The 20,275-nt window shown below is 60.0% G+C and carries 20 protein-coding genes; 14 read left to right on the top strand and 6 right to left on the bottom strand.

The features are described from left to right. Positions 1–159: 159 nt before the first annotated feature. Positions 160–1,050: an AraC family transcriptional regulator gene (locus V3W27_RS10405; protein WP_007961974.1), complete on the top strand. Its 891-nt coding sequence runs from the start codon at positions 160–162 to the stop codon at positions 1,048–1,050. 185 nt (positions 1,051–1,235) lie between these two features. Here V3W27_RS10405 and V3W27_RS10400 read toward each other — a convergent pair whose 3' ends face one another. Next, positions 1,236–2,900 (bottom strand): electron transfer flavoprotein-ubiquinone oxidoreductase, encoded by a 1,665-nt coding sequence (locus tag V3W27_RS10400; RefSeq protein WP_047598758.1) that lies wholly within the window; start codon positions 2,898–2,900, stop codon positions 1,236–1,238. Positions 2,901–3,425: 525 nt separating this feature from the next. Here V3W27_RS10400 and V3W27_RS10395 point away from each other — a divergent pair. The 10 genes from V3W27_RS10395 to V3W27_RS10350 all read left to right on the top strand — a co-directional run bounded on the left by V3W27_RS10395 (position 3,426) and on the right by V3W27_RS10350 (position 12,868). After that, positions 3,426–4,175, top strand: a complete 750-nt coding sequence (locus tag V3W27_RS10395; RefSeq protein ID WP_003226982.1) for an electron transfer flavoprotein subunit beta/FixA family protein — start codon at positions 3,426–3,428, stop codon at positions 4,173–4,175. Positions 4,176–4,177: 2 nt separating this feature from the next. Further along, positions 4,178–5,107 carry an electron transfer flavoprotein subunit alpha/FixB family protein gene (locus V3W27_RS10390; RefSeq protein ID WP_330206536.1) on the top strand — a complete coding sequence of 310 codons (930 nt, stop codon included), beginning with the start codon at positions 4,178–4,180 and terminating at the stop codon, positions 5,105–5,107. 80 nt (positions 5,108–5,187) lie between these two features. Next, entirely contained in the window at positions 5,188–6,009 is an 822-nt protein-coding gene (locus V3W27_RS10385; RefSeq protein WP_330206535.1) for a substrate-binding periplasmic protein, read from the top strand. Between the two features lie 9 nt (positions 6,010–6,018). Further along, on the top strand, positions 6,019–6,375 hold the full coding sequence (locus V3W27_RS10380; RefSeq protein WP_027612390.1) for a DUF4398 domain-containing protein: 357 nt from the start codon (positions 6,019–6,021) through the stop codon (positions 6,373–6,375). Next, positions 6,372–7,184 carry an OmpA family protein gene (locus V3W27_RS10375; protein ID WP_330206534.1) on the top strand — a complete coding sequence of 271 codons (813 nt, stop codon included), beginning with the start codon at positions 6,372–6,374 and terminating at the stop codon, positions 7,182–7,184. The genes V3W27_RS10380 and V3W27_RS10375 overlap by 4 nt, the downstream gene beginning before the upstream one ends. A 201-nt stretch (positions 7,185–7,385) precedes the next feature. Beyond that, the gene (locus tag V3W27_RS10370) at positions 7,386–8,825 is read left to right on the top strand and encodes an aminotransferase-like domain-containing protein (protein WP_003226969.1); all 1,440 of its coding nucleotides are present in this window, start codon (positions 7,386–7,388) and stop codon (positions 8,823–8,825) included. A gap of 78 nt (positions 8,826–8,903) precedes the next feature. Further along, positions 8,904–9,395: a hypothetical protein gene (locus V3W27_RS10365; RefSeq protein WP_027612392.1), complete on the top strand. Its 492-nt coding sequence runs from the start codon at positions 8,904–8,906 to the stop codon at positions 9,393–9,395. A gap of 165 nt (positions 9,396–9,560) precedes the next feature. Beyond that, positions 9,561–9,815, top strand: coding sequence for a YkgJ family cysteine cluster protein (locus tag V3W27_RS10360; RefSeq protein WP_027612393.1), 255 nt, complete (start codon positions 9,561–9,563; stop codon positions 9,813–9,815). A 41-nt stretch (positions 9,816–9,856) separates the two neighbouring features. Further along, on the top strand, positions 9,857–10,462 hold the full coding sequence (locus tag V3W27_RS10355; protein ID WP_330206533.1) for an START domain-containing protein: 606 nt from the start codon (positions 9,857–9,859) through the stop codon (positions 10,460–10,462). Positions 10,463–10,774: 312 nt separating this feature from the next. Continuing rightward, complete coding sequence (locus tag V3W27_RS10350) at positions 10,775–12,868, top strand: LTA synthase family protein (RefSeq protein ID WP_330206532.1); 2,094 nt, start codon at positions 10,775–10,777, stop codon at positions 12,866–12,868. 55 nt (positions 12,869–12,923) lie between these two features. On the opposite strand, the gene V3W27_RS10345 is transcribed toward V3W27_RS10350, so the two are convergent. Continuing rightward, positions 12,924–13,082, bottom strand: coding sequence for a DUF3309 family protein (locus tag V3W27_RS10345; RefSeq protein WP_169432680.1), 159 nt, complete (start codon positions 13,080–13,082; stop codon positions 12,924–12,926). A gap of 323 nt (positions 13,083–13,405) precedes the next feature. Here V3W27_RS10345 and V3W27_RS10340 point away from each other — a divergent pair, with 323 nt between their 5' ends. The 3 genes from V3W27_RS10340 (at position 13,406) to csrA (ending at position 14,949) form a co-directional block, all read left to right on the top strand. Further along, entirely contained in the window at positions 13,406–14,221 is an 816-nt protein-coding gene (locus tag V3W27_RS10340; protein ID WP_027612396.1) for an SDR family oxidoreductase, read from the top strand. 63 nt (positions 14,222–14,284) lie between these two features. After that, complete coding sequence (locus V3W27_RS10335) at positions 14,285–14,617, top strand: YnfA family protein (RefSeq protein ID WP_003226957.1); 333 nt, start codon at positions 14,285–14,287, stop codon at positions 14,615–14,617. Positions 14,618–14,763: 146 nt separating this feature from the next. Beyond that, positions 14,764–14,949, top strand: a complete 186-nt coding sequence (gene csrA, locus V3W27_RS10330) for a carbon storage regulator CsrA (protein ID WP_027612397.1) — start codon at positions 14,764–14,766, stop codon at positions 14,947–14,949. Here csrA and V3W27_RS10325 read toward each other — a convergent pair. From V3W27_RS10325 to V3W27_RS10310, 4 genes are all read right to left on the bottom strand, one after another. After that, positions 14,946–15,173 (bottom strand): YheU family protein, encoded by a 228-nt coding sequence (locus tag V3W27_RS10325; RefSeq protein WP_003192759.1) that lies wholly within the window; start codon positions 15,171–15,173, stop codon positions 14,946–14,948. The two genes, csrA and V3W27_RS10325, sit on opposite strands and share 4 nt — an antisense overlap. Positions 15,174–15,343: 170 nt before the next feature. After that, a complete protein-coding gene (locus tag V3W27_RS10320) occupies positions 15,344–16,534 on the bottom strand; it encodes an osmoprotectant NAGGN system M42 family peptidase (protein WP_027612398.1) in 1,191 nt (396 codons plus the stop codon). Positions 16,535–16,698: 164 nt separating this feature from the next. After that, positions 16,699–18,447 carry an N-acetylglutaminylglutamine synthetase gene (ngg, locus tag V3W27_RS10315; protein WP_330206531.1) on the bottom strand — a complete coding sequence of 583 codons (1,749 nt, stop codon included), beginning with the start codon at positions 18,445–18,447 and terminating at the stop codon, positions 16,699–16,701. Positions 18,448–18,450: 3 nt separating this feature from the next. Continuing rightward, positions 18,451–20,223, bottom strand: a complete 1,773-nt coding sequence (locus V3W27_RS10310) for an N-acetylglutaminylglutamine amidotransferase (RefSeq protein ID WP_330206530.1) — start codon at positions 20,221–20,223, stop codon at positions 18,451–18,453. Positions 20,224–20,275: the final 52 nt, after the last annotated feature.

The following is a 20,275-nucleotide window of genomic DNA, read 5'->3' as shown; positions in this document are numbered from 1 at the left end:
GTGGCGCATTTTGGGCGCCGTCTGCCGCTGCGGCCATGACGATTCCTCCGGGTCTCATGCCTAATCCTCCGGCATGCAGGTCTGGGCAAGCGCATTGGCAAAAGGATCTGCGATGATGCTTGCATGCCTTTTTCCGTGACTTTTTTGAAGACCCCTCCGATGCAGTTGACCCGTCACCTTGATGCCAATGCCACACTGGTTTCGCTGATCGAACCGCTGGCGCTCTGCGATGGTTACAGCCAGACCGGGTTGCCCGGCGTGCAGGTGTTGCGCGCCAGTTGCGACGTGGCGCGTGGCCCGCACATTTATGAGCCGAGCCTGATGATCATCGCTCAGGGCAGCAAACTGGCGTTCCTCGGCCCGCGCACCATGGAGTACGGCGCCGGGCACTACCTGATTCAGGCGCTGCCGGTGCCGTTCGAGTGCGAAACCTTTGCCTTGCCGGATGCGCCGTTGCTGGGGGTGTCGGTAGCGATCGATCGGGTGCTGCTCGGTGAATTAGTGCTGGCCATGGGACTGGCGCCGGGGCGGCATATCCCGGCGCAAACGCCGGAGTCGATGACCTCGGTGGTGCTCGACGATGACATGCGCGGCTGTGTCGAACGCTTGTTACGCTGCCTGCACGATCCGCTGGAGCGGCAGATTCTCGGGCCGGCGCGGGTGCGTGAATTGCTGTTCACCGCGCTGCGCGGGCCACAGGCCGATGTGTTGCGCGCGCTGGTCGAACAGCAGGGGCAGTTCGCCCGGGTGGCGGCGTCGATCAGTCATCTGCATGCGCATTACACCGAGCCGCTGAATGTCGAGACTCTGGCCAGTTGCGCGAACATGAGCGTGTCGTCCTTCCACGAGCACTTCAAGCGCAGCACGCTGTTGTCGCCGGTGCAGTATCTGAAGCGCTTGCGCCTGCTCAAGGCGCAGACCTTGCTGGTCGCCGAAGGGCTGGGCGTGGCGCAGGTGGCGCATCGGGTGGGGTATCAGAGTACGTCGCAGTTCAGTCGTGAGTACAAGCGCTACTTCGAGCGTAGCCCTGGCGACGAACGCGTTGCCTGAGTCTGCGCAAATCCTTTGTAGGAGTGAGCCTGCTCGCGATAGCGGTGTGTCAGTCAACGATGATGCTGACTGATACACCGCTATCGCGAGCAGGCTCACTCCTACAGTGATTTTGTGGTGCAACAAGGAATCCTGGGCAACAAAAAGGCCCCCGTTTCGGGAGCCTCGTTGTTCAGCGATACGGCTTACATGTTCGGGTAAGTCGGGCCGCCAGCGCCTTCCGGCGTGACCCAGGTGATGTTCTGCGAAGGGTCCTTGATGTCACAGGTCTTGCAGTGCACGCAGTTCTGGGCGTTGATCTGGAAGCGTTTTTCGCCGTCTTCCTTGGTGATCACTTCGTAGACGCCGGCCGGGCAGTAGCGCTGCGCCGGTTCGTCGTACAGTGGCAGGTTCTTGCTGATCGGGATGCTCGGGTCGGTGAGCTTCAGGTGGCACGGCTGTTCTTCTTCATGGTTGGTACCGGAGATGAACACCGAGCTCAGTTTGTCGAAGCTGAGTTTGCCGTCCGGCTTCGGATAGTCGATCTTCTTGCAGTCGGCCGCCAGTTTCAGGCAAGCGTAGTCCGGCTTGGTGTCGTGCAGGGTGAACGGCAGTTTGCCGCCGAAGATGTTCTGGTCCAGCCAGTTGAAACCACCGCCGACGATCGCGCCGAACTTGTGGATCGCCGGGCCGAAGTTACGGCTGGCGAACAGTTCGTCGTAGAGCCAGCTCTTCTTGAACGCGTCGACGTAGGAGGTCAGCTCTTCGGTGCCATCCTTCTCGGCGAACAGTGCATCGGCCACCGATTCCGCGGCGAGCATGCCGGACTTCATCGCAGTGTGGCTGCCTTTGATCTTGGCGAAGTTCAGGGTGCCGAGGTCGCAACCGATCAGCGCGCCGCCCTTGAAGACCATTTTCGGCAGCGAGTTCAGGCCACCTTTGCAGATCGCACGGGCGCCGTAGCTGACGCGCTTGCCGCCTTCCAGGTACTGGGCCAGCACCGGGTGATGCTTGAGGCGCTGGAACTCGTCGAACGGCGACAGGTAAGTGTTGCTGTAAGACAGGTCAACGATCAGACCGACCACTACCTGGTTGTTTTCCAAGTGATAGAGGAACGAGCCGCCGGTGTTTTCGGTGCCCATGATGTCCAGCGGCCAACCGGCGGTGTGCACCACCAGGCCTGGCTGGTGTTTGGCCGGGTCGATTTCCCAGATTTCCTTCAGGCCGATGCCATAGTGCTGGGCGTCGGCATCGCTGTCGAGGTTGTAACGCTTGATCAGTTGCTTGCCGATGTGGCCACGGCAGCCCTCGGCGAACAGCGTGTACTTGCCACGCAGTTCCATGCCCGGGGTGTACAGGCCTTCTTTCGGGTTGCCTTCGCGGTCGACGCCCAGATCACCGGTGATGATCCCGCGCACGATGCCGTTTTCGTCGATCAGCGCTTCCTGAGCGGCGAAGCCCGGGTAGATTTCCACGCCGAGGTTCTCGGCCTGCTGGGCCAGCCAGCGGCACAGGTTGCCGAGGGAAATAATATAGTTGCCTTCGTTGTGCATGGTCTTGGGCACAAAGAAGTCGGGAATTTTTTGCGCACTGTCGGCGTTTTTCAGCACGAAAATGTCATCGCGGGTGACCGGGGTGTTCAGCGGGGCGCCGAGTTCTTTCCAGTCCGGGAACAGTTCGTTCAGAGCGCGTGGTTCGAACACGGCACCGGAAAGGATGTGCGCGCCGACTTCGGAGCCTTTTTCGACCACGCAGACGCTGATTTCCTTACCGGCTTCGGCGGCCTTCTGCTTCAGACGGCAGGCGGCGGACAGGCCAGCGGGGCCGGCACCGACGATGACCACGTCGAATTCCATGTATTCGCGTTCCACAGGCTATCTCCTACTCAAGGCTCAACAGTTTTTTTTCTAATTTGGAGGTTCGGTGTCGCATCCGTTATTGCCTTTACGTTAACGTCAAGGGTAATAATGGGCAAACCACCTTTCTCTCTAGGCGGCGCATTATATCTACACCACTCCGAGCGTCCAATACAAACGTTTGTTTGAATCGGCTCCAGCCCAGAGAAATCAAAGAAGCGCGGCTTATGAACGGCCATTTTGCCGTATTGACCGGAATAGGCGTTCCGGTCAAGATACGGGCGGTTTTGCGCTCGCCGTAGGCAGGCTGGCGGTTTCAAGAGCACCTCTAAAGACAGGGCACAGGCAGTACAAGGTGATGCGCAGCGCAAGTCCGGCGCGCAGTTTACACACCGTGCGATTCAATGACCCGTTGGTCACCACTGACGAACGGTCATCGCCCCCAGCCGGCGTTTTTAGAGGTGCCCTTGTGCCCGATGAGCATCAACCGCCAGGTTCGCCTAGGCGACTTTCTTTTCACCGGAGAGTAACGAGGAATCCATGAAGGTTCTTGTAGCTGTCAAACGCGTTGTGGATTACAACGTCAAGGTCCGCGTCAAGGCGGACAATTCCGGCGTAGACCTCGCCAACGTCAAGATGTCGATGAACCCTTTCTGCGAAATCGCAGTGGAAGAAGCCGTACGCCTGAAAGAGAAAGGTGTTGCGACTGAAATCGTCGTCGTCTCCATCGGCCCGTCCACCGCTCAGGAACAGCTGCGTACCGCACTGGCTCTGGGTGCCGACCGCGCCATCCTCGTCGAATCCGCTGAAGACCTGACTTCGCTGGCCGTGGCCAAGCTGCTCAAGGCTGTGGTCGACAAGGAACAGCCTCAACTGGTGATCCTGGGCAAACAGGCGATCGACAGCGACAACAACCAGACCGGCCAGATGCTCGCTGCACTGAGCGGCTACGGTCAGGGCACTTTCGCCTCGAAAGTCGAAGTCTCCGGCGACAGCGTTGCCGTGACCCGTGAAATCGACGGCGGCGCGCAGACCGTTTCCCTGAAACTGCCAGCGATCGTCACCACCGACCTGCGTTTGAACGAGCCGCGCTACGCGTCCCTGCCAAACATCATGAAAGCCAAGAAGAAGCCTCTCGAAGTGCTGACTCCGGACGCTTTGGGCGTTTCCACCGCCTCCACCAACAAGACCCTGAAAGTCGAAGCGCCGGCGGCACGCAGCGCGGGTATCAAGGTCAAGTCGGTGGCTGAACTGGTCGAGAAACTGAAAAACGAAGCGAAGGTAATCTAAAAATGACTATCTTGGTAATCGCTGAACACGACAACAAAGTGCTGGCCCCGGCCACACTGAACACCGTGGCCGCTGCTGCCAAAATCGGCGGCGACATTCACGTGCTGGTTGCCGGCCAGGGCGCTGGCGCTGTAGCTGAAGCCGCTGCGAAAATCGCTGGCGTGAGCAAAGTCCTGAACGCTGACAATGCCGCTTACGCGCATCAGTTGCCGGAAAACGTTGCTCCGCTGGTTGCAGAGCTGGGCGCTGGTTACAGCCACATCCTGGCTGCCGCCACGTCCAACGGCAAAAACATCCTGCCGCGCGTTGCCGCTGCGCTGGACGTTGACCAGATCTCCGAGATCATCTCGGTAGAAAGCGCCGACACCTTCAAGCGTCCGATCTACGCCGGTAACGCCATCGCTACCGTGCAATCGACCGCCGCGATCAAAGTGATCACCGTGCGTGCCACCGGTTTCGACCCGGTTGCCGCTGAAGGTGGTTCGGCAGTTGTTGAAGCCGTAGCGGCTGCGCACGACGCCGGCACTTCCAGCTTCGTCAGCGAAGAACTGGCCAAGTCCGATCGTCCTGAGCTGACCGCTGCCAAGATCGTCGTTTCCGGCGGCCGCGGCATGCAGAACGGTGACAACTTCAAACACCTGTACGCCCTGGCCGACAAGCTGGGCGCTGCCGTGGGTGCTTCGCGCGCCGCGGTCGACGCAGGTTTCGTCCCGAACGACATGCAGGTTGGTCAGACCGGCAAGATCGTTGCGCCACAGCTGTACATCGCCGTCGGTATCTCCGGCGCGATCCAGCACCTGGCCGGCATGAAAGACTCCAAAGTGATCGTTGCGATCAACAAGGACGAAGAAGCGCCGATCTTCCAGGTGGCCGATTACGGTCTGGTGGCGGATCTGTTCGAAGCGGTACCTGAGCTGGAGAAGCTGGTCTAATCCGGCAGCTTCACTTATAAAGAGCCCGGCCTTATGGTCGGGCTTTTTTTTGTCTCGAATTTGCGTGGGAGTGTTTTGCCATGGATCTGCGTCGCTGGCTGTTATTGGGATTGATCCTGTTGCCGGGGATGGCTGCGGCCGCCGGCAAATGCGAGCGCCTTGTCGTCACTGGCAGCCCGGATGCGCCGCCGTACCTGTGGCAGGATCCACAGAATCCCAAGCACTTGATCGGCGCCAGTGCCGACCTGTTGCAGCAAGTGGCCAAGGATCTGGGGATCAAGGTCGAGTTGCTCTACGCCGGCAAACGCGCGCAGGCCCTTGATGAAGTACGCAGCGGGCGCATGGACATGCTGGCCGACACGCCTCTGATGTTCAACGAGCTGGAAAACCTCGACTACATCTATCCGCCGTTGCTGGAAAACGACTATCTGGTGTGGACGCGCAAAGGCTCGACGCTGGTCTACAGCGAAGCCAGGGACCTGCACGGGCACACCGGCGGGCTGTCGGAAAAGTCTCGAATGACTCAGGCATTCGGCACTTTCGCCGAGCAGAATCTGACCCTGACCCGGACGGCAAACCTCACTCAGGCCTTTCAGAAACTTCTGCTGGGTGAAGTCGAATATGTGCTCGCCGGGCGCTACTCGGGCATGGCCGCCGCGCAGGCATTGGGCATGGCCAATGATCTCCTGGCGTTCGAGCAACCGATTGACCGACCGGGACTGTTCCTCGCGGTTTCGCACAACTCGGCCTGCAACGATCCGTGGTTGCGCGGACAGCTCGCTAAAAAGATGACAGAATTGCCCGCGTCCGGACTGACCGAAGCCGCGCTGCAACGCAACATCGAGCGCTGGAAGGCCCAGCAGCAACAGCCGCAGCCACCTGTCAGTGCCCCAAAACAGTAGGGATTCTTAGTGAGTATTCGACCTCTTTTCGCGGCCATGGCCGTTCTGGCCCTGGCCGGCTGCGCCAACGATCCGGCACCCAATGAGCAAATGCGCCTGACCGAGCAGGCCATCACCCAGGCCAAGGCTGTCGGTGCGACCGCCGATGAAATGCCGGAAATGAAACTGGCCGAAGACAAGTTCAACCGGGCCAAGGGCAACATGACCGACGAGTCCTTCAAGAACGCCCGCATGCGTGCCGAACAGGCCGAGCTGGATGCACGTCTGGCCGAAGCCAAAGTGCTGACACAAAAGAGCGAAGAGCAACTGAACGTGCTCAACACCCGCATCATCCGTCTGCGCAAGCAACTGGGAGATGCCCAATGAGCCTCAAGTCCAAAGCCCTCGGCGGGTTGATTCTGGCCGGTTGTGCAAGCCTCTACGGTTGCGCCGGTCAGCACAGTGAAAGCGCATTGCAACAAGCCAGCAGCGACTTCCAGAAGGTCAAGGAAGACTCCAACGTGCTGCGCATCGCTCCCAAGGACGTGATCCGTGCCGGTGAGTCCCTGGCCCGTGCCGATCGCCTGTCGACCTATTGGGGCAGTGGCTCGGACGTGGCGCATTACGCCTACCTGAGTCAGCGCTACAGCGAAATCGCCCGCGAACACACCAATCTGGTGCTCAACGAAGAGCGCGCGGCTAAGCTTGAGCTGGAGCGTCAACGCCTGCAACTGGCCCTGCGCGAGTCCAAACTGCTGAGCGTGCAGCAGCAGGGCAAGTGGCTTGAGGAGCAGATCGTTGCACTGGCCACCACGCAAACCGATCGCGGTCTGGTCATGACCTTGGGCGACGTGCTGTTCGACACCGGCGAAGCGGAGCTGAAAAACTCGGCCAACCGCGTGGTGCTGAAGATCGTGCAGTTTCTGCAGCTCAACCCGAAACGCGTGGTGCGCATCGAGGGCTACACCGACAGCACTGGCGGCAAACAGGAAAACCTCAAGCTGTCGCGTGATCGCGCGCAGGCGGTGGCCGATGTGCTGATGGACCTAGGTATCGAGGACAAGCGGATTCAGGTCGAAGGTTACGGCGACGAATACCCGGTGGACGTCAACGCTTCCGAGCGCGGGCGGGCACAGAATCGTCGGGTGGAAATTGTGTTCTCCGACGAAAAAGGCCAGCTCGGCGCCGCCCGCTGAGGGCTGCGTCTCTGGAAAGCCCGGCCTGTCATGCAGCGCCGGGCTTTTTTACGTCTGTCGAATAGCACGCAAATCCGTACAGTTGTAGCTGACACTGCACTGTACGGTCGACTATGGTGGCAACTGTCCCAGTACACTTCTAAACTGTTCCGGTATTGTTTCACACAAGAATAAAATGCCCGTGAAATCGAGTGCTGCGTCATGACCAACCTCTTGCTCTACCAACGTATTGCTCAACAGCTGGCGGAAGACATCCGGCGCGGTGTTTATCAGCCCGGAGAACGCGTGCCGTCGGTGCGCAAGATGAGTTCGCAGCTCAATGTCAGCCATGCAACGGTGTTGCAGGCTTACGCCAATCTCGAAGATCAGGGCCTGATCCGTGCACGGCCGCAGTCCGGTTACTACGTGCACCAGACCCCGGCACTGACAGCGCCGACCCCGGACATCGCCCGGGTCGAGCGGCCAGGACTGGTCACCCGCGCCAGCATCATTCAGCAAGTGTTGGTCGAATCGCGGCGCGAAGGGGTGTTCCCGTTGGGCGCTGCGGTGCCGAGTGTCGATTACCTCCCGGTGCGCGCGCTGCATCAACAACTGGCCAAGGTCACCCGATTCCATAGTCCGCGCGCGTTCAGTTACATGTTCAGCCCGGGTTTCGAACCGCTGCGCCGGCAAGTGGCGATCCGCATGCGCGATGCCGGGGTCGTCGTCGATCCGTCAGAAGTGGTGATCACCCACGGATGTGTCGATGCGCTGCAGATGTCGCTGCGGGTGCTGACTCGTCCGGGCGACCTGATCGCCGCCGAATCGCCAACCTATTACGGTCTGCTGCAACTGGCCGACCTGCTGGGCCTGAAAGTGATCGAGATCCCCAGCGATCCGGCCACCGGCATGAGCCTCGAAGCCTTGCAACTGGCGGCGAACCAATGGTCAATCAAGGCGTTGGTTCTGACCACTCGCCTGAGCAATCCACTGGGCGGCACCATGCCGGAAGAGCGGCAGAAACAACTGCTGCGCCTGGCTTCGGACTTCGATATCCAGATCGTCGAAGACGACATCTATGGCGAGTTGATGTTCGAACAGGGCCGCACCAAAGCCCTCAAGGCCTACGATCGACTGGATCGGGTGATCTACTGCTCGAGCTTTTCCAAGACCTTGTCGCCGGGTGTGCGCGTCGGCTGGATGATCGCCGGCAAGTATCAGCAGGAAATCCAGCGTCTGCAGACCTTCACCACGCATTCGGCGTGCAGCGTCACGCAAATGGCGATTGCCGCTTATCTGGAAAATGGCGGTTATGACCGGCATTTACGGTACATCCGTCAGGAATACCGAAAAAACCTCAGCGCATTTCAGCTGGCGGTGCAGCAGTACTTCCCCGAAGGCACGCAAATGACCCGGCCCACGGGCGGTTTTATCCTCTGGGTGAGTCTGCCGGGCAGGGTCAATACCCAGGAATTGCACGTCCGCGCCTTGCAGCAGGGCATCAGTATTGCGCCGGGGCTGATCTTCAGTAATACCGAGCAGTTCAACCACTGCATCCGCCTGAACTGCGGCACGCCGTGGAATCGCGAGGCGGAAAGGGCGCTGATGACCCTCGGTTTGCTGGCGACTCAACTGTGTCAGGAAACCGCAGGCGGTTTCTGAACGAGTGGCGCACCGCGCTTGTCTTGTGACGCTCAACAGGCGAGCATATGGCCCTCTGCCGTTAGTGTTGTGGGGCTCATGAAAGCGATTTTGCCTGCTGCCTGGATTTTGCTTGGTGTGTTGACGATGGGCCATGCGCCCGGTGTCATGGCAGCCGCCGTTCAGGAAAAGCCTGCGGCGTCAGCTCCGGCGAGTAAAACGGCCAGCAACAAAGCCGTTGCGGACAAGAAAGCTCAGACGAAGAAAGCCCCGCAGAAGAAAGCGGCCCCGGTGAAGAAGCGGCCCCCGATTGCCTCCAAGTCAAAACCGGCCAGTGAAGTGGCTAAAACCAGACTGCCGCCGGCCAAACTGGACCTGAGCCTGCCCAAAGACATGGTCCAGCAGCTCAAACCTGCCGGTACCGTGCCGATGCCCAAACACGACGCGATCCTGCCGCAGATGTTTGGCGAGAAGAACAGCGGCTTCCAGCTCAATGGCCGCCTGCTCAGCAATGAAATGCAGTTGCAGCTGCGCAACGAAGAGCGCCGCGAAGTCGAAGGCGCAGCGCTGGATTTCGAGTTCAAGCAATAAATTCAATCGAGCCGTGACCCGCGAACCAGACGCTTTGTCGGAGACTGGTCAGTCACATTCAGTTATCGGTAAAAACCCCCGTCCAGGGAATTTGAAACAACCGTTTTAGCGGTTACTCTGTTCGTGTCTCTTTAACACATTGCCCGTCGCGAGGACTTGCTCGTCATGAAATGCCGTGAAGGCTGTGGCGCTTGCTGCATTGCCCCGTCCATCAGCTCTGCCATTCCGGGCATGCCCAACGGCAAACCTGCCGGCGAACGTTGCGTGCAACTCTCGGTCGAAAACCTGTGCAGCATTTTCGGCCAGCCGGAGCGTCCGGCGGTCTGTTCAGGATTCGCCGCCGATGTCGAAGTCTGCGGCAGCAGCTCGGAAGAAGCGATCAGGTTGATCGGCTGGTGGGAGCAGATGACGGCGGCGTGATGTGTCAAACGAACGGAACTTCAACAATAAGGAATAAGACTATGGGTTCGCTGCATCGTATCGCTGTGTTGTGTGGTTTGACCGCTGTGCTGGCCACTTCGGTTGCTCAGGCTGAGGACTGGAAGGTCGCCAAGGAACAGGACGGGATCAAGGTCTCGCTGGCCGAAGTGCCGGGTTCTGATTACAAGTCCTATCAGGGTGTTGCCCTGATGAAGACCACCATTGCCAAACTGCGTGCCTTGCAGGAAGACGTGGCCGGAGCCTGCGCCTGGATTCACGAATGCAAAACCCAGAAACTGCTCAAGCACGAGGGCGATCAGAGCTGGACCTACACCCAGTTCAATACGCCGTGGCCAGTGACCCCACGTGATTCGGTGTTGCACATCACCACCGTTGAGGGCGCCGATGGCAGCCTGACCCGCAACCTCGAAGGCGTGCCGAAGTACCTTCCCGAAGAGAAAGGCTTTGTCCGTGTCGCTCAGGTCAAAGGGTTCTGGAAGTTCGTACCCAAAGGTGATCAAGTCGAAGTGACCTATCAGGTGCACACTGAGCCCGGCGGCAGCGTGCCGAGCATGATCGCCAACAAGTTCGTGGTCGATGCGCCGTTCAATACGCTAAAAGCCCTGAAAGAACGCGCCGAGAAGTAATTCTTCGCGCTGACAGCAAAACGCCCCGACCGAATCGGGGCGTTTTGTTTTGTCGTTATATTGTGTTTCCAGATATGCGTTGGACGAAATTTTCACAAAGTGTTCCAGACAATTCGCCCGCGCAACTCGGTTTGTCCCCCGTCCGAATGCTTGTATGAAAGAGTCGGGCAATGGGGCAGTAATCAATGGCAATGCTGCCGTTGATCGTGCAACATTTGCGCACCGCGCACGCCCCGGGGCCTGGAATGGCCAAAAGAGGGCATGGCGCCGCTGTATTTTGCAACTTCAACTTCCAATGGGTCCTAAAACGACATGGCAAACCCGGACGCCCTGAATCAGCAGCGATCTTCCACTCGCCTGCTGCAACCGACCGTCAAATCGCATCTGGCCTACACGCTGCTGTGTGCCCTGGTCATGATGGTGATGTTTTCCGTGCTGCGCCTCGCGCTGCTGGTCTACAACCGCGAGATGATCCTCGATACCCCGGCTTCGACCTTCCTCGAAGCCTTCGCCAACGGCCTGCGTTTCGACCTGCGCCTGGTGGTCTACGTCTGCGTTCCACTGGTGCTGGCACTGTTCAGTGCGCGGGCGATGGCTGCGCGTGGCTTCTTCCGTCTGTGGCTGACTGTGGCGTCGAGCATCGCGCTGTTCCTCGGCCTGATGGAAATGGACTTCTACCGCGAGTTCCACCAGCGCCTCAACGGCCTGGTGTTCCAGTACGTGAAGGAAGACCCGAAAACCGTGATGAGCATGCTCTGGTACGGTTTCCCGGTAGTGCGTTACCTGCTGGCGTGGGTCATCGGCACCGTGATCCTGACTCTGGCCTTCAAGGGCGCCGACCGTGCGACCCGTCCACGCGGCCCGTTCAGCGGCGGCAACGTCGGCACCCGTCAGGTGGCGCCGTGGTACACCCGCCTGGCGGTGTTCGTGGTCTGCCTGCTGATCTGCGTCGTAGCCGCACGTGGCACCCTGCGTCAGGGCCCGCCGCTGCGTTGGGGTGACGTGTACACCACCGAATCGAACTTCGCCAACCAGCTCGGCCTCAACGGCACGCTGTCGCTGATCGCCGCTGCCAAGGACCGCATGGGCGAGGATCGCAACAACATCTGGAAAGCCACGCTGCCGCAGGAACAGGCGCAGAAAGTGGTGCGCGAGATGCTGGTGATGCCGGACGACAAACTGGTCGACGCCGACATTGCCGCCGTGCGTCGTGACTACACGCCACCGGCCGACAAGACCCTGCCGATCAAGAACGTGGTCGTGATCCTCATGGAAAGCATGGCCGGTCATTCGGTCGGCGCCCTGGGCGCACCGGGCAACATCACGCCATACCTCGACAAACTGTCGAAGGAAGGCCTGCTGTTCGACCGCTTCTTCTCCAACGGCACCCATACCCACCAAGGCATGTTTGCGACCATGGCGTGCTTCCCGAACCTGCCAGGTTTCGAATACCTGATGCAGACCCCGGAAGGCAGCCACAAGCTGTCCGGTCTGCCGCAGTTGCTCAGCGCGCGCAAGTATGACGACGTGTATGTCTACAACGGCGACTTCGCCTGGGACAACCAGTCGGGCTTCTTCAGCAACCAGGGCATGACCAACTTTGTGGGTCGTAACGACTTCGTCAATCCGGTGTTCTCCGATCCGACCTGGGGCGTGTCCGACCAGGACATGTTCGACCGTGGTCTGCAGGAGCTGAAGGCACGGGAAAACGGCAAGCCGTTCTACGCGCTGCTGCAAACCCTGTCCAACCACACGCCGTACGCCTTGCCGACGCCATTGCCGGTCGAGCGCGTGACCGATCGTGGCAGCCTCAACGAACACCTGACTGCCATGCGTTACGCCGACTGGGCACTGGGTCAGTTCTTCGAGAAGGCGCGTAAAGAGCCGTACTTCAAGGAAACCCTGTTCGTGATCGTCGGCGACCACGGTTTCGGCAACGAACGCCAGATCACAGAAATGGACCTGGGCCGTTTCAACGTGCCGATGCTGATGATCGCCCCGGGCATTCAGGAAAAATTCGGCACCCGTGACCACACCGTGGGTACGCAGATCGACATCGTGCCGACCATCATGGGCCGTCTGGGTGGCGAAGTGCGTCATCAGTGCTGGGGGCGTGACCTGCTCAACCTGCCGGCCGGCGACACCGGTTTCGGTGTGATCAAGCCGTCGGGCAGCGAGCAGACCACCGCCATCGTCACTGCCGACCAGATCCTGGTGCTGCCGAAAGAGAAGGAAATGGCGCCGAAGATCTACCAGTACCAACTGGGCGCGAACCCTTCTGCCGAGATCATTCCGGACGCACCGCGTACCGCCGAATTGAAGCTCAAGCTGGAAGCGTTCCTGCAAACGGCGACCAAGAGCCTGATGGACAACACCGCCGGTGTGATCAACGGCAAGCCGGACTGAAAAACCGCTGCATAAAAAAGAGGCCCCTGAGGGCCTCTTTTTTTGTCTTGGGGTTTTATATCCTGCCAAGTAACAGCAAGACCAACAGCACCACCAACACCACGCCGATAATGCCCGAAGGACCATAACCCCAACTTCTGGAGTGCGGGAAGACCGGCAGACCACCGATCAGCAACAGGATCAGGATAATGATAAGAATTGTGCCCATGTCGATTTCCTTGTTTATAGCGTTCGAGAAGACTTGGTGTTCAAGGGCGACTGGAGGCTAACTAATTCCAGACGGCTTACAAATTCCGACTGGTGCGAATGAAAGAAAATTCAATGTTTTTTTAATGTATTTGGATTATTCGTTTATTTCCTTTAAAGCGCGAGATCAAAAGATCGCAGCCTTCGGCAGCTCCTACAGGGAACTGATGTAGGCGCTGCCGAAGGCTGCGATCTTTTGATCCTGTATTCAGCAATCTGATGGAGCGTGGGTGGCCAGTGTTCCTTCGCTACACTCCGCGCATCTCCTACGGAACAACAAGGCTGTCTGCTATGCAAAATCGCATGATGATCACGGGTGCGGGCTCAGGTTTGGGTCGCGAAATCGCGCTGCGCTGGGCGCGTGAAGGCTGGCAGCTGGCCTTGTCCGACGTCAGCGAACCTGGCCTGCAGGAAACCCTGAAGCGGGTGCGCGAGGCCGGTGGTGACGGTTTCACCCAACGTTGCGATGTGCGTGACTACAGCCAGCTCACCGCGTTTGCCCAGGCTTGCGAAGTGAAGCTCGGCGGTATCGATGTCATCGTCAACAACGCCGGTGTGGCGTCCGGCGGGTTCTTCAGCGAATTGTCGCTGGAGGATTGGGACTGGCAGATCGCGATCAACCTGATGGGGGTGGTCAAGGGCTGCAAGGCGTTCCTGCCGCTGCTGGAGCAGAGCAGAGGCAAGATCATCAACATCGCTTCGATGGCTGCACTGATGCAGGGCCCGGCGATGAGCAACTACAACGTGGCCAAGGCCGGTGTAGTGGCGCTGTCGGAAAGTTTGCTGATCGAACTGGCGCAGCAGGAAGTCAGCGTGCATGTGGTCTGCCCGTCGTTCTTCCAGACCAACTTGCTCGACTCGTTCCGTGGTCCGACCCCGGCCATGAAAGCCCAGGTCGGCAAGTTGCTTGAAAGTTCGCCGATTACGGCTGCCGACATTGCAGACTATATCTACCAGCAAGTGGCCGCCGGCGAATTCATGATCCTGCCGCACGAGCAGGGGCGCATGGCCTGGGCGATCAAACAGAAGAACCCGCAACTGATCTACAACGAAATGACCACCATGGCCGATAAAATGCGCGCCAAGGCCAGACAAACCAACGGCTGAACTTGCCCCGAGGATGTTGCGTCGTTAGGGTGGCCGCAATGGTCACCCTGTCGAGACGCATCAATGCTCAATTACCTGTGGTTCTTCCTCGCGGCGCTGTTTGAAATCGCCGGTTGTTTCGCCTTTTTCATGTGGCTGCGTCAGGGCAAAAGTGCCTTGTGGGTGATCCCGGCGCTGCTCAGCCTGACCCTGTTCGCGCTGTTGTTGACCCGCGTCGAAGCGGCTTATGCCGGGCGCGCCTATGCCGCCTATGGCGGGATCTACATCGTCGCGTCGATCGGCTGGCTGGCGGTGGTCGAGCGCGTTCGCCCTTTGGGTTCGGACTGGATCGGCGTGGCGCTGTGCGTGATCGGCGCGAGCGTGATTCTGTTCGGGCCGCGATTTTCCGCGGCGTGAGGCAAGGCTGTTTAGCGATTTGCAGGAAACGTCTGACGGGCGCGGCGCTTGTGGGTGTAGGGCAAGACTGAATTGCTCTGCGTGCATTGTCGAGCGCGCGCCCACCGCGCATCTTCAGGGCTGGCTAACCCTGAAGGATAAATTCCATGCTTGTACTCAGCCGTGTAGTGGGCGAGTTGATTTCCATCGGTGACGACATATCCGTGCGCGTGTTGTCAGTCAACGGCTCCAGTGTGCGCTTTGGTGTCGAGGCGCCGCAGAAGGTCAATGTGCACCGTTCTGAAGTCTATCAGCGGATCCAGCGCAAACAGGTCACCGAAAAGGTCCGCTAGTCGAACAGATGCTTGGGCACATCGTGTTTGAGCATCAACTGGCATTGTTCGCTTTCCGGGTCGAAGACGATCAGCGCCTGGCCTTTGGTCAGCGCCTGGCGCACGCGCAGCACGCGGGTTTCCAGCGGTGTGTCATCACCGTTGTCGGTGCCGTCGCGGGTGACGAAGTCCTCGATCAGGCGGGTGAGGGTGTCGACTTCAAGAGCGTCGTAGGGAATCAGCATGGGCACCTCGGCTAAATCAATGACGGGATGCTACGGCGATTGGTGGCTGGCTGCCAGTTTTGTGTGGGCAGTATCGGCCTCATCGCGAGCAGGCTCACTCCTACAGGGAAATGCATTTCAACTGTAGGAGTGAGCCTGCTCGCGATAGCCATAGTTCAGACAACAAGGATTCAACTGTCGGAACGCTGCCCCACCAGACTGTCCACTGACGGTACTCGCGTATCGCTCTCCATCTGTGTCTCATGTTCGATCTGGTGACTGAAGCGATCCAGCGAAGCATTGGCCGGCGCCGCATCGCTGGCAAATACCGGCGGACTCAAAATGTACGCCCCGAGCAAACGACTGAGCGCCGCCAGACTGTCGATGTGCGTACGTTCATAACCATGGGTCGCGTCGCAGCCAAAGGCGAGCAGGGCGGTGCGGATATCGTGCCCGGCAGTGACTGCCGAATGCGCGTCGCTGAAGTAATAGCGGAACAGGTCGCGCCGCACCGGCAGTTCGTTTTCACCGGCCAGACGCAGCAAATGCCGCGACAGGTGATAGTCGTAAGGGCCACCGGAGTCCTGCATCGCCACGCTCACCGCGTGTTCGCTGGAGTGCTGGCCCGGCGCGACCGGCGCGATGTCGATGCCGACGAACTCGCTGACATCCCACGGCAAGGCTGCCGCCGCACCGCTGCCGGTTTCCTCGGTGATGGTGAACAGCGGGTGACAGTCGATCATCAATTCCTGACCGCTCTCGACGATGGCTTTGAGCGCAGCGAGCAATGCCGCAACCCCGGCCTTGTCGTCGAGGTGACGGGCGCTGATGTGACCGCTGTCGGTGAACTCCGGCAGCGGGTCGAACGCCACCACGTCGCCGACGCTGATGCCCAGCGAGTCGCAATCGGCCTTGGTCGCGCAGTAGGCATCCAGACGCAGCTCGACGTGATCCCAGCTGATCGGCATCTCGTCTACGGCAGTGTTAAACGCGTGCCCGGAGGCCATCAGCGGCAACACGCTGCCGCGTATAACGCCATTGTCGGTGAACAGGCTGACCCTGCTGCCCTCGGCAAAGCGGCTCGACCAGCAACCGACCGGGGCCAGGGTCAGACGGCCGTTGTCTTTCACTGCACGCACGGCGGCGCCGATGGTATCCAGGTGCGCGGAGACAGCGCGGTCAGGGCTGTTTTTCTTGCCCTTGAGGGTGGCGCGAATGGTGCCGCGACGGGTCATTTCGAAAGGGATGCCAAGTTCTTCCAGACGCTCGGCGACGTAGCGCACGATGGTGTCGGTGAACCCGGTAGGGCTGGGAATGGCGAGCATTTCCAGCAGGACTTTTTGCAGGTAGTTCAGATCCGGTTCGGGGATTTGAGTGGTCATGGAAACTCCTGATGAGTTGAGGCGCATCGATGGTTTCGATGAGGGGAAGGATTTGTAGTGCCTGATCCGGCCCCTTCGCGAGCAAGCCCGCTCCCACATTTGGAATGCGTTCAACCTGTGGGAGCGGGCTTGCTCGCGAAGGCGTCAGTCCAGACGCCTCGGAATCAAGAAACAGCCGGCTGACTGTGCGGAAACAACAAATCGACAAACCGCTCCGCCGTCGGCTGCGGCTCATGGTTGGCCAGACCGGCACGTTCATTGGCCTCGATAAACACGTACTCGGGCTGATCCGCCGCCGGCACCATCAGGTCGAGGCCGACCATCGGAATGTCCAGCGCCCGCGCCGCCCGTACCGCTGCATCGACCAGCGTCGGGTGCAGAATTGCCGTGACATCCTCCAGCGTGCCACCGGTGTGCAGATTGGCCGTGCGACGGACGAACAGGTGCTCGCCCGCCGGCAGGATGCTGCTGTAGTCATACCCGGCCGCGTGCAGGGTGCGTTGGGTTTCGTGATCCAGCGGGATCTTGCTCTCGCCACTGGTAGCGGCTTGCCGACGCCGGCTCTGCGCCTCGATCAATGCACCGATCGAATGATGGCCGTCACCGACCACCTCGGCGGGACGACGAATCGCTGCCGCCACCACTTCAAAACCGATCACCAGAATCCGCAGGTCGAGGCCTTCGTGGAAGCTTTCCAGCAGTACGCGGCTGTCGAAACGCTTGGCGGCTTCGATGGCCTGCTGCACCTCTTCGATGCTCTGTAGATCCACCGCCACGCCTTGGCCTTGTTCACCGTCGAGCGGCTTGACCACCACACGCTGATGCTCGTCAAGAAACGCCAGGTTGTCGTCGGCGTTGCCCGCCAGTTGCTGCGAAGGCAGCTTCAGGCCGGCGCCTTTCAACACTTTGTGGGTCAGGCTTTTGTCCTGACACAGACTCATGCTGATCGCGCTGGTCAGGTCGCTCAGCGATTCGCGGCAACGCACCCGACGTCCGCCATGGCTGAGGGTGAACAGCCCGGCTTCGGCATCGTCCACTTGCACGTCGATGCCGCGCCGGTGCGCTTCCTCGACGATGATCCGCGCATAAGGGTTGAAGTTGGCTTCCGGCCCGGGCCCGAGGAACAGCGTCTGATTGATGCCGTTCTTGCGCTTGATGGCGAAGGTCGAGAGGTTGCGAAAACCGAGTTTGGCGTAAAGATTTTTGGCCTGACGGTTGTCATGCAGCACCGACAGATCCAGATAACTCAGACCACGACTCATGAAGTGCTCGATCAAATGCCGCACCAGCACTTCACCGACACCGGGCCGCGAGCACTGCGGATCCACCGCCAGGCACCACAGGCTGCTGCCATGTTCCGGATCGTTGAAGGCTTTCTGGTGATTGAGGCCCATGACGCTGCCGATCACCGCGCCGCTGTCTTCATCTTCGGCCAGCCAGTACACCGGACCGCCCTGATGATGCGGGGTCAGGCGCGTGGCATCGATCGGCAACATGCCGCGTGCCTGATACAGCAGATTGATCGCTTGCCAGTCCGCTTCGCTTTGCGCGCGTCGAATGCGGAAGCCGCGAAACACGCGGGTGGCCTGGCGGTAATCGCTGAACCACAGGCGCAAAGTATCGGATGGGTCGAGAAACAGTTGCGTCGGTTCCAGCCCGAGAATCTGCTGCGGTGCGGCGACATAAAGGGCGATATCGCGTTCGCCGGGCTGCTCGTTGAGCAGTTCCTGCGCCAGCGTCGCCGGGTCAGGGAAAGTGTGGCCGATCAGCAGCCGACCCCAACCGCAATGTACGGCGATGGGGTCGGCGCCGAGTTCGCTGCCGTCTTCGGCCAGACGCGCCTGCAAGCGTTCATACGACGGTGCCTGACCGCGTAACAGGCGCTGATTGATCGCTGTGGCGTGAAGTTTCATCAATCAGATTCCTTGTTCACTGAGCCACAGGTTCAGGGCCGCCAGTTGCCACAGTTTCGAGCCGCGCAACGGCGTCAGTTGGCCTTGCGGATCAGTCAGCAGTTTGTCGAGCATGGCCGGGTTGAACAGGCCGCGATCCTGGCTCGGATCCAGCAGCAGTTCACGCACCCAGTTCAGGGTGTCGCCTTGCAAGTGCTTGAGGCCCGGCACCGGGAAGTAGCCTTTCTTGCGGTCGATCACTTCACTCGGGATCACCAGGCGAGCGGCTTCTTTGAGCACCTGTTTGCCGCCATCGGGCAGCTTGAACTGGCCGGGAATCCGCGCTGACAGTTCAACCAGTCGATAGTCGAGAAACGGCGTGCGCGCTTCCAGGCCCCAGGCCATGGTCATGTTGTCGACGCGTTTGACCGGGTCATCCACCAGCATCACCGTGCTGTCTAGACGCAGGGCTTTATCGACCGCGGCATCGGCACCAGGCTGGGCAAAATGCTCTTTCACGAAGTCGCCAGCGGCGTCATTCGCGGTCAACCATTTCGGTTGCACGGTGGCGGCGTAGTCGTCGTAGCTGCGGTCGAAGAACGCCGCGCGATAGGCTGCGTATGGATCCGCCGCACCGTCGACTTGCGGGTACCAGTGATAACCGGCGAACAACTCGTCCGCACCCTGGCCGCTTTGCACCACTTTGCAGTGCTTGGCCACTTCGCGCGACAGCAGGTAGAAGGCGATGCAGTCGTGGCTGACCATCGGCTCGCTCATCGCACGGAACGCAGCGGGCAGTTGCTCGATGATCTCTTTTTCGTCGATGCGCAATTGATGATGTTGAGTGCCGTAGTGCTTGGCGATCAGATCGGAATACTGAAATTCATCGCCACGCTCGCCGCCGGCATCCTGAAAACCGATGGAAAAGGTTGACAGGTTCTCCACCCCGACTTCTCGCAGCAGGCCGACGAGCATGCTCGAATCGACACCGCCGGAAAGCAGCACGCCGACATCCACCGCTGCGCGTTGACGGATTGCCACGGCCTCGCGGGTGCTGTCGAGCACGCGGTCGCGCCAGTCTTCGAGGGTCAGGTTTTTCTCGTCGTCCTGTGGGCCGTAGGGCAGGGTCCACCAGGTTTTCTGCTCGGTGCGGCCATCGGCTTCGACGCGCATCCAGGTCGCTGGCGGCAGCTTTTGGATGCCCGCGAGCAAGGTGCGTGGAGCGGGCACCACCGCGTGGAAATTCAAATAGTGGTTGAGCGCCACCGGATCGAGGATCGGGTTGATGTCGCCGCCCTTGAGCAGCGCCGGCAGGGCCGAGGCAAAGCGCAAACGCTGGCCGGTGCGCGACAGGTACAGCGGCTTGACGCCGAGACGGTCGCGAGCGATGAACAGGCGCTGGGCATCACGCTCCCAGATGGCGAACGCGAACATGCCGTTGAGCTTGGGCAGCAGCGCTTCGCCCCAGGCGTGATAGCCCTTGAGCAGCACTTCGGTGTCGCCACCGGAATAGAAGGCGTAGCCCAGCGCTTCGAGTTCGGCGCGCAGTTCCGGGAAGTTGTAGATCGCGCCATTGAAGGCCAGGGACAAGCCCAGTTGGCTGTCGATCATCGGCTGCGCCGAGCCGTCCGACAGGTCCATGATTTTCAGGCGACGATGGCCGAGGGCAATCGGCCCTTGGGCATGGAAGCCCCACGCGTCGGGGCCGCGAGGGGCCAAGTGATGGGTGATTCGCTCTACCGCTGCAAGGTCTGCAGGTTGATGATCAAAACGTAACTCGCCAGCTAATCCGCACATAAAGTCCTTACCGGTTTTTCCGTTGGGGAGGGGTGATTCAAGTCAGGCCAAA

It is taken from the genome of Pseudomonas sp. AM14(2022), assembly GCF_036346455.1.
Taxonomy (GTDB): Bacteria; Pseudomonadota; Gammaproteobacteria; order Pseudomonadales; family Pseudomonadaceae; genus Aquipseudomonas; species Aquipseudomonas putida_A.
Note: the sequence above shows the minus strand (reverse complement) of the source record. Positions and strands in the feature narration are given on the sequence as shown.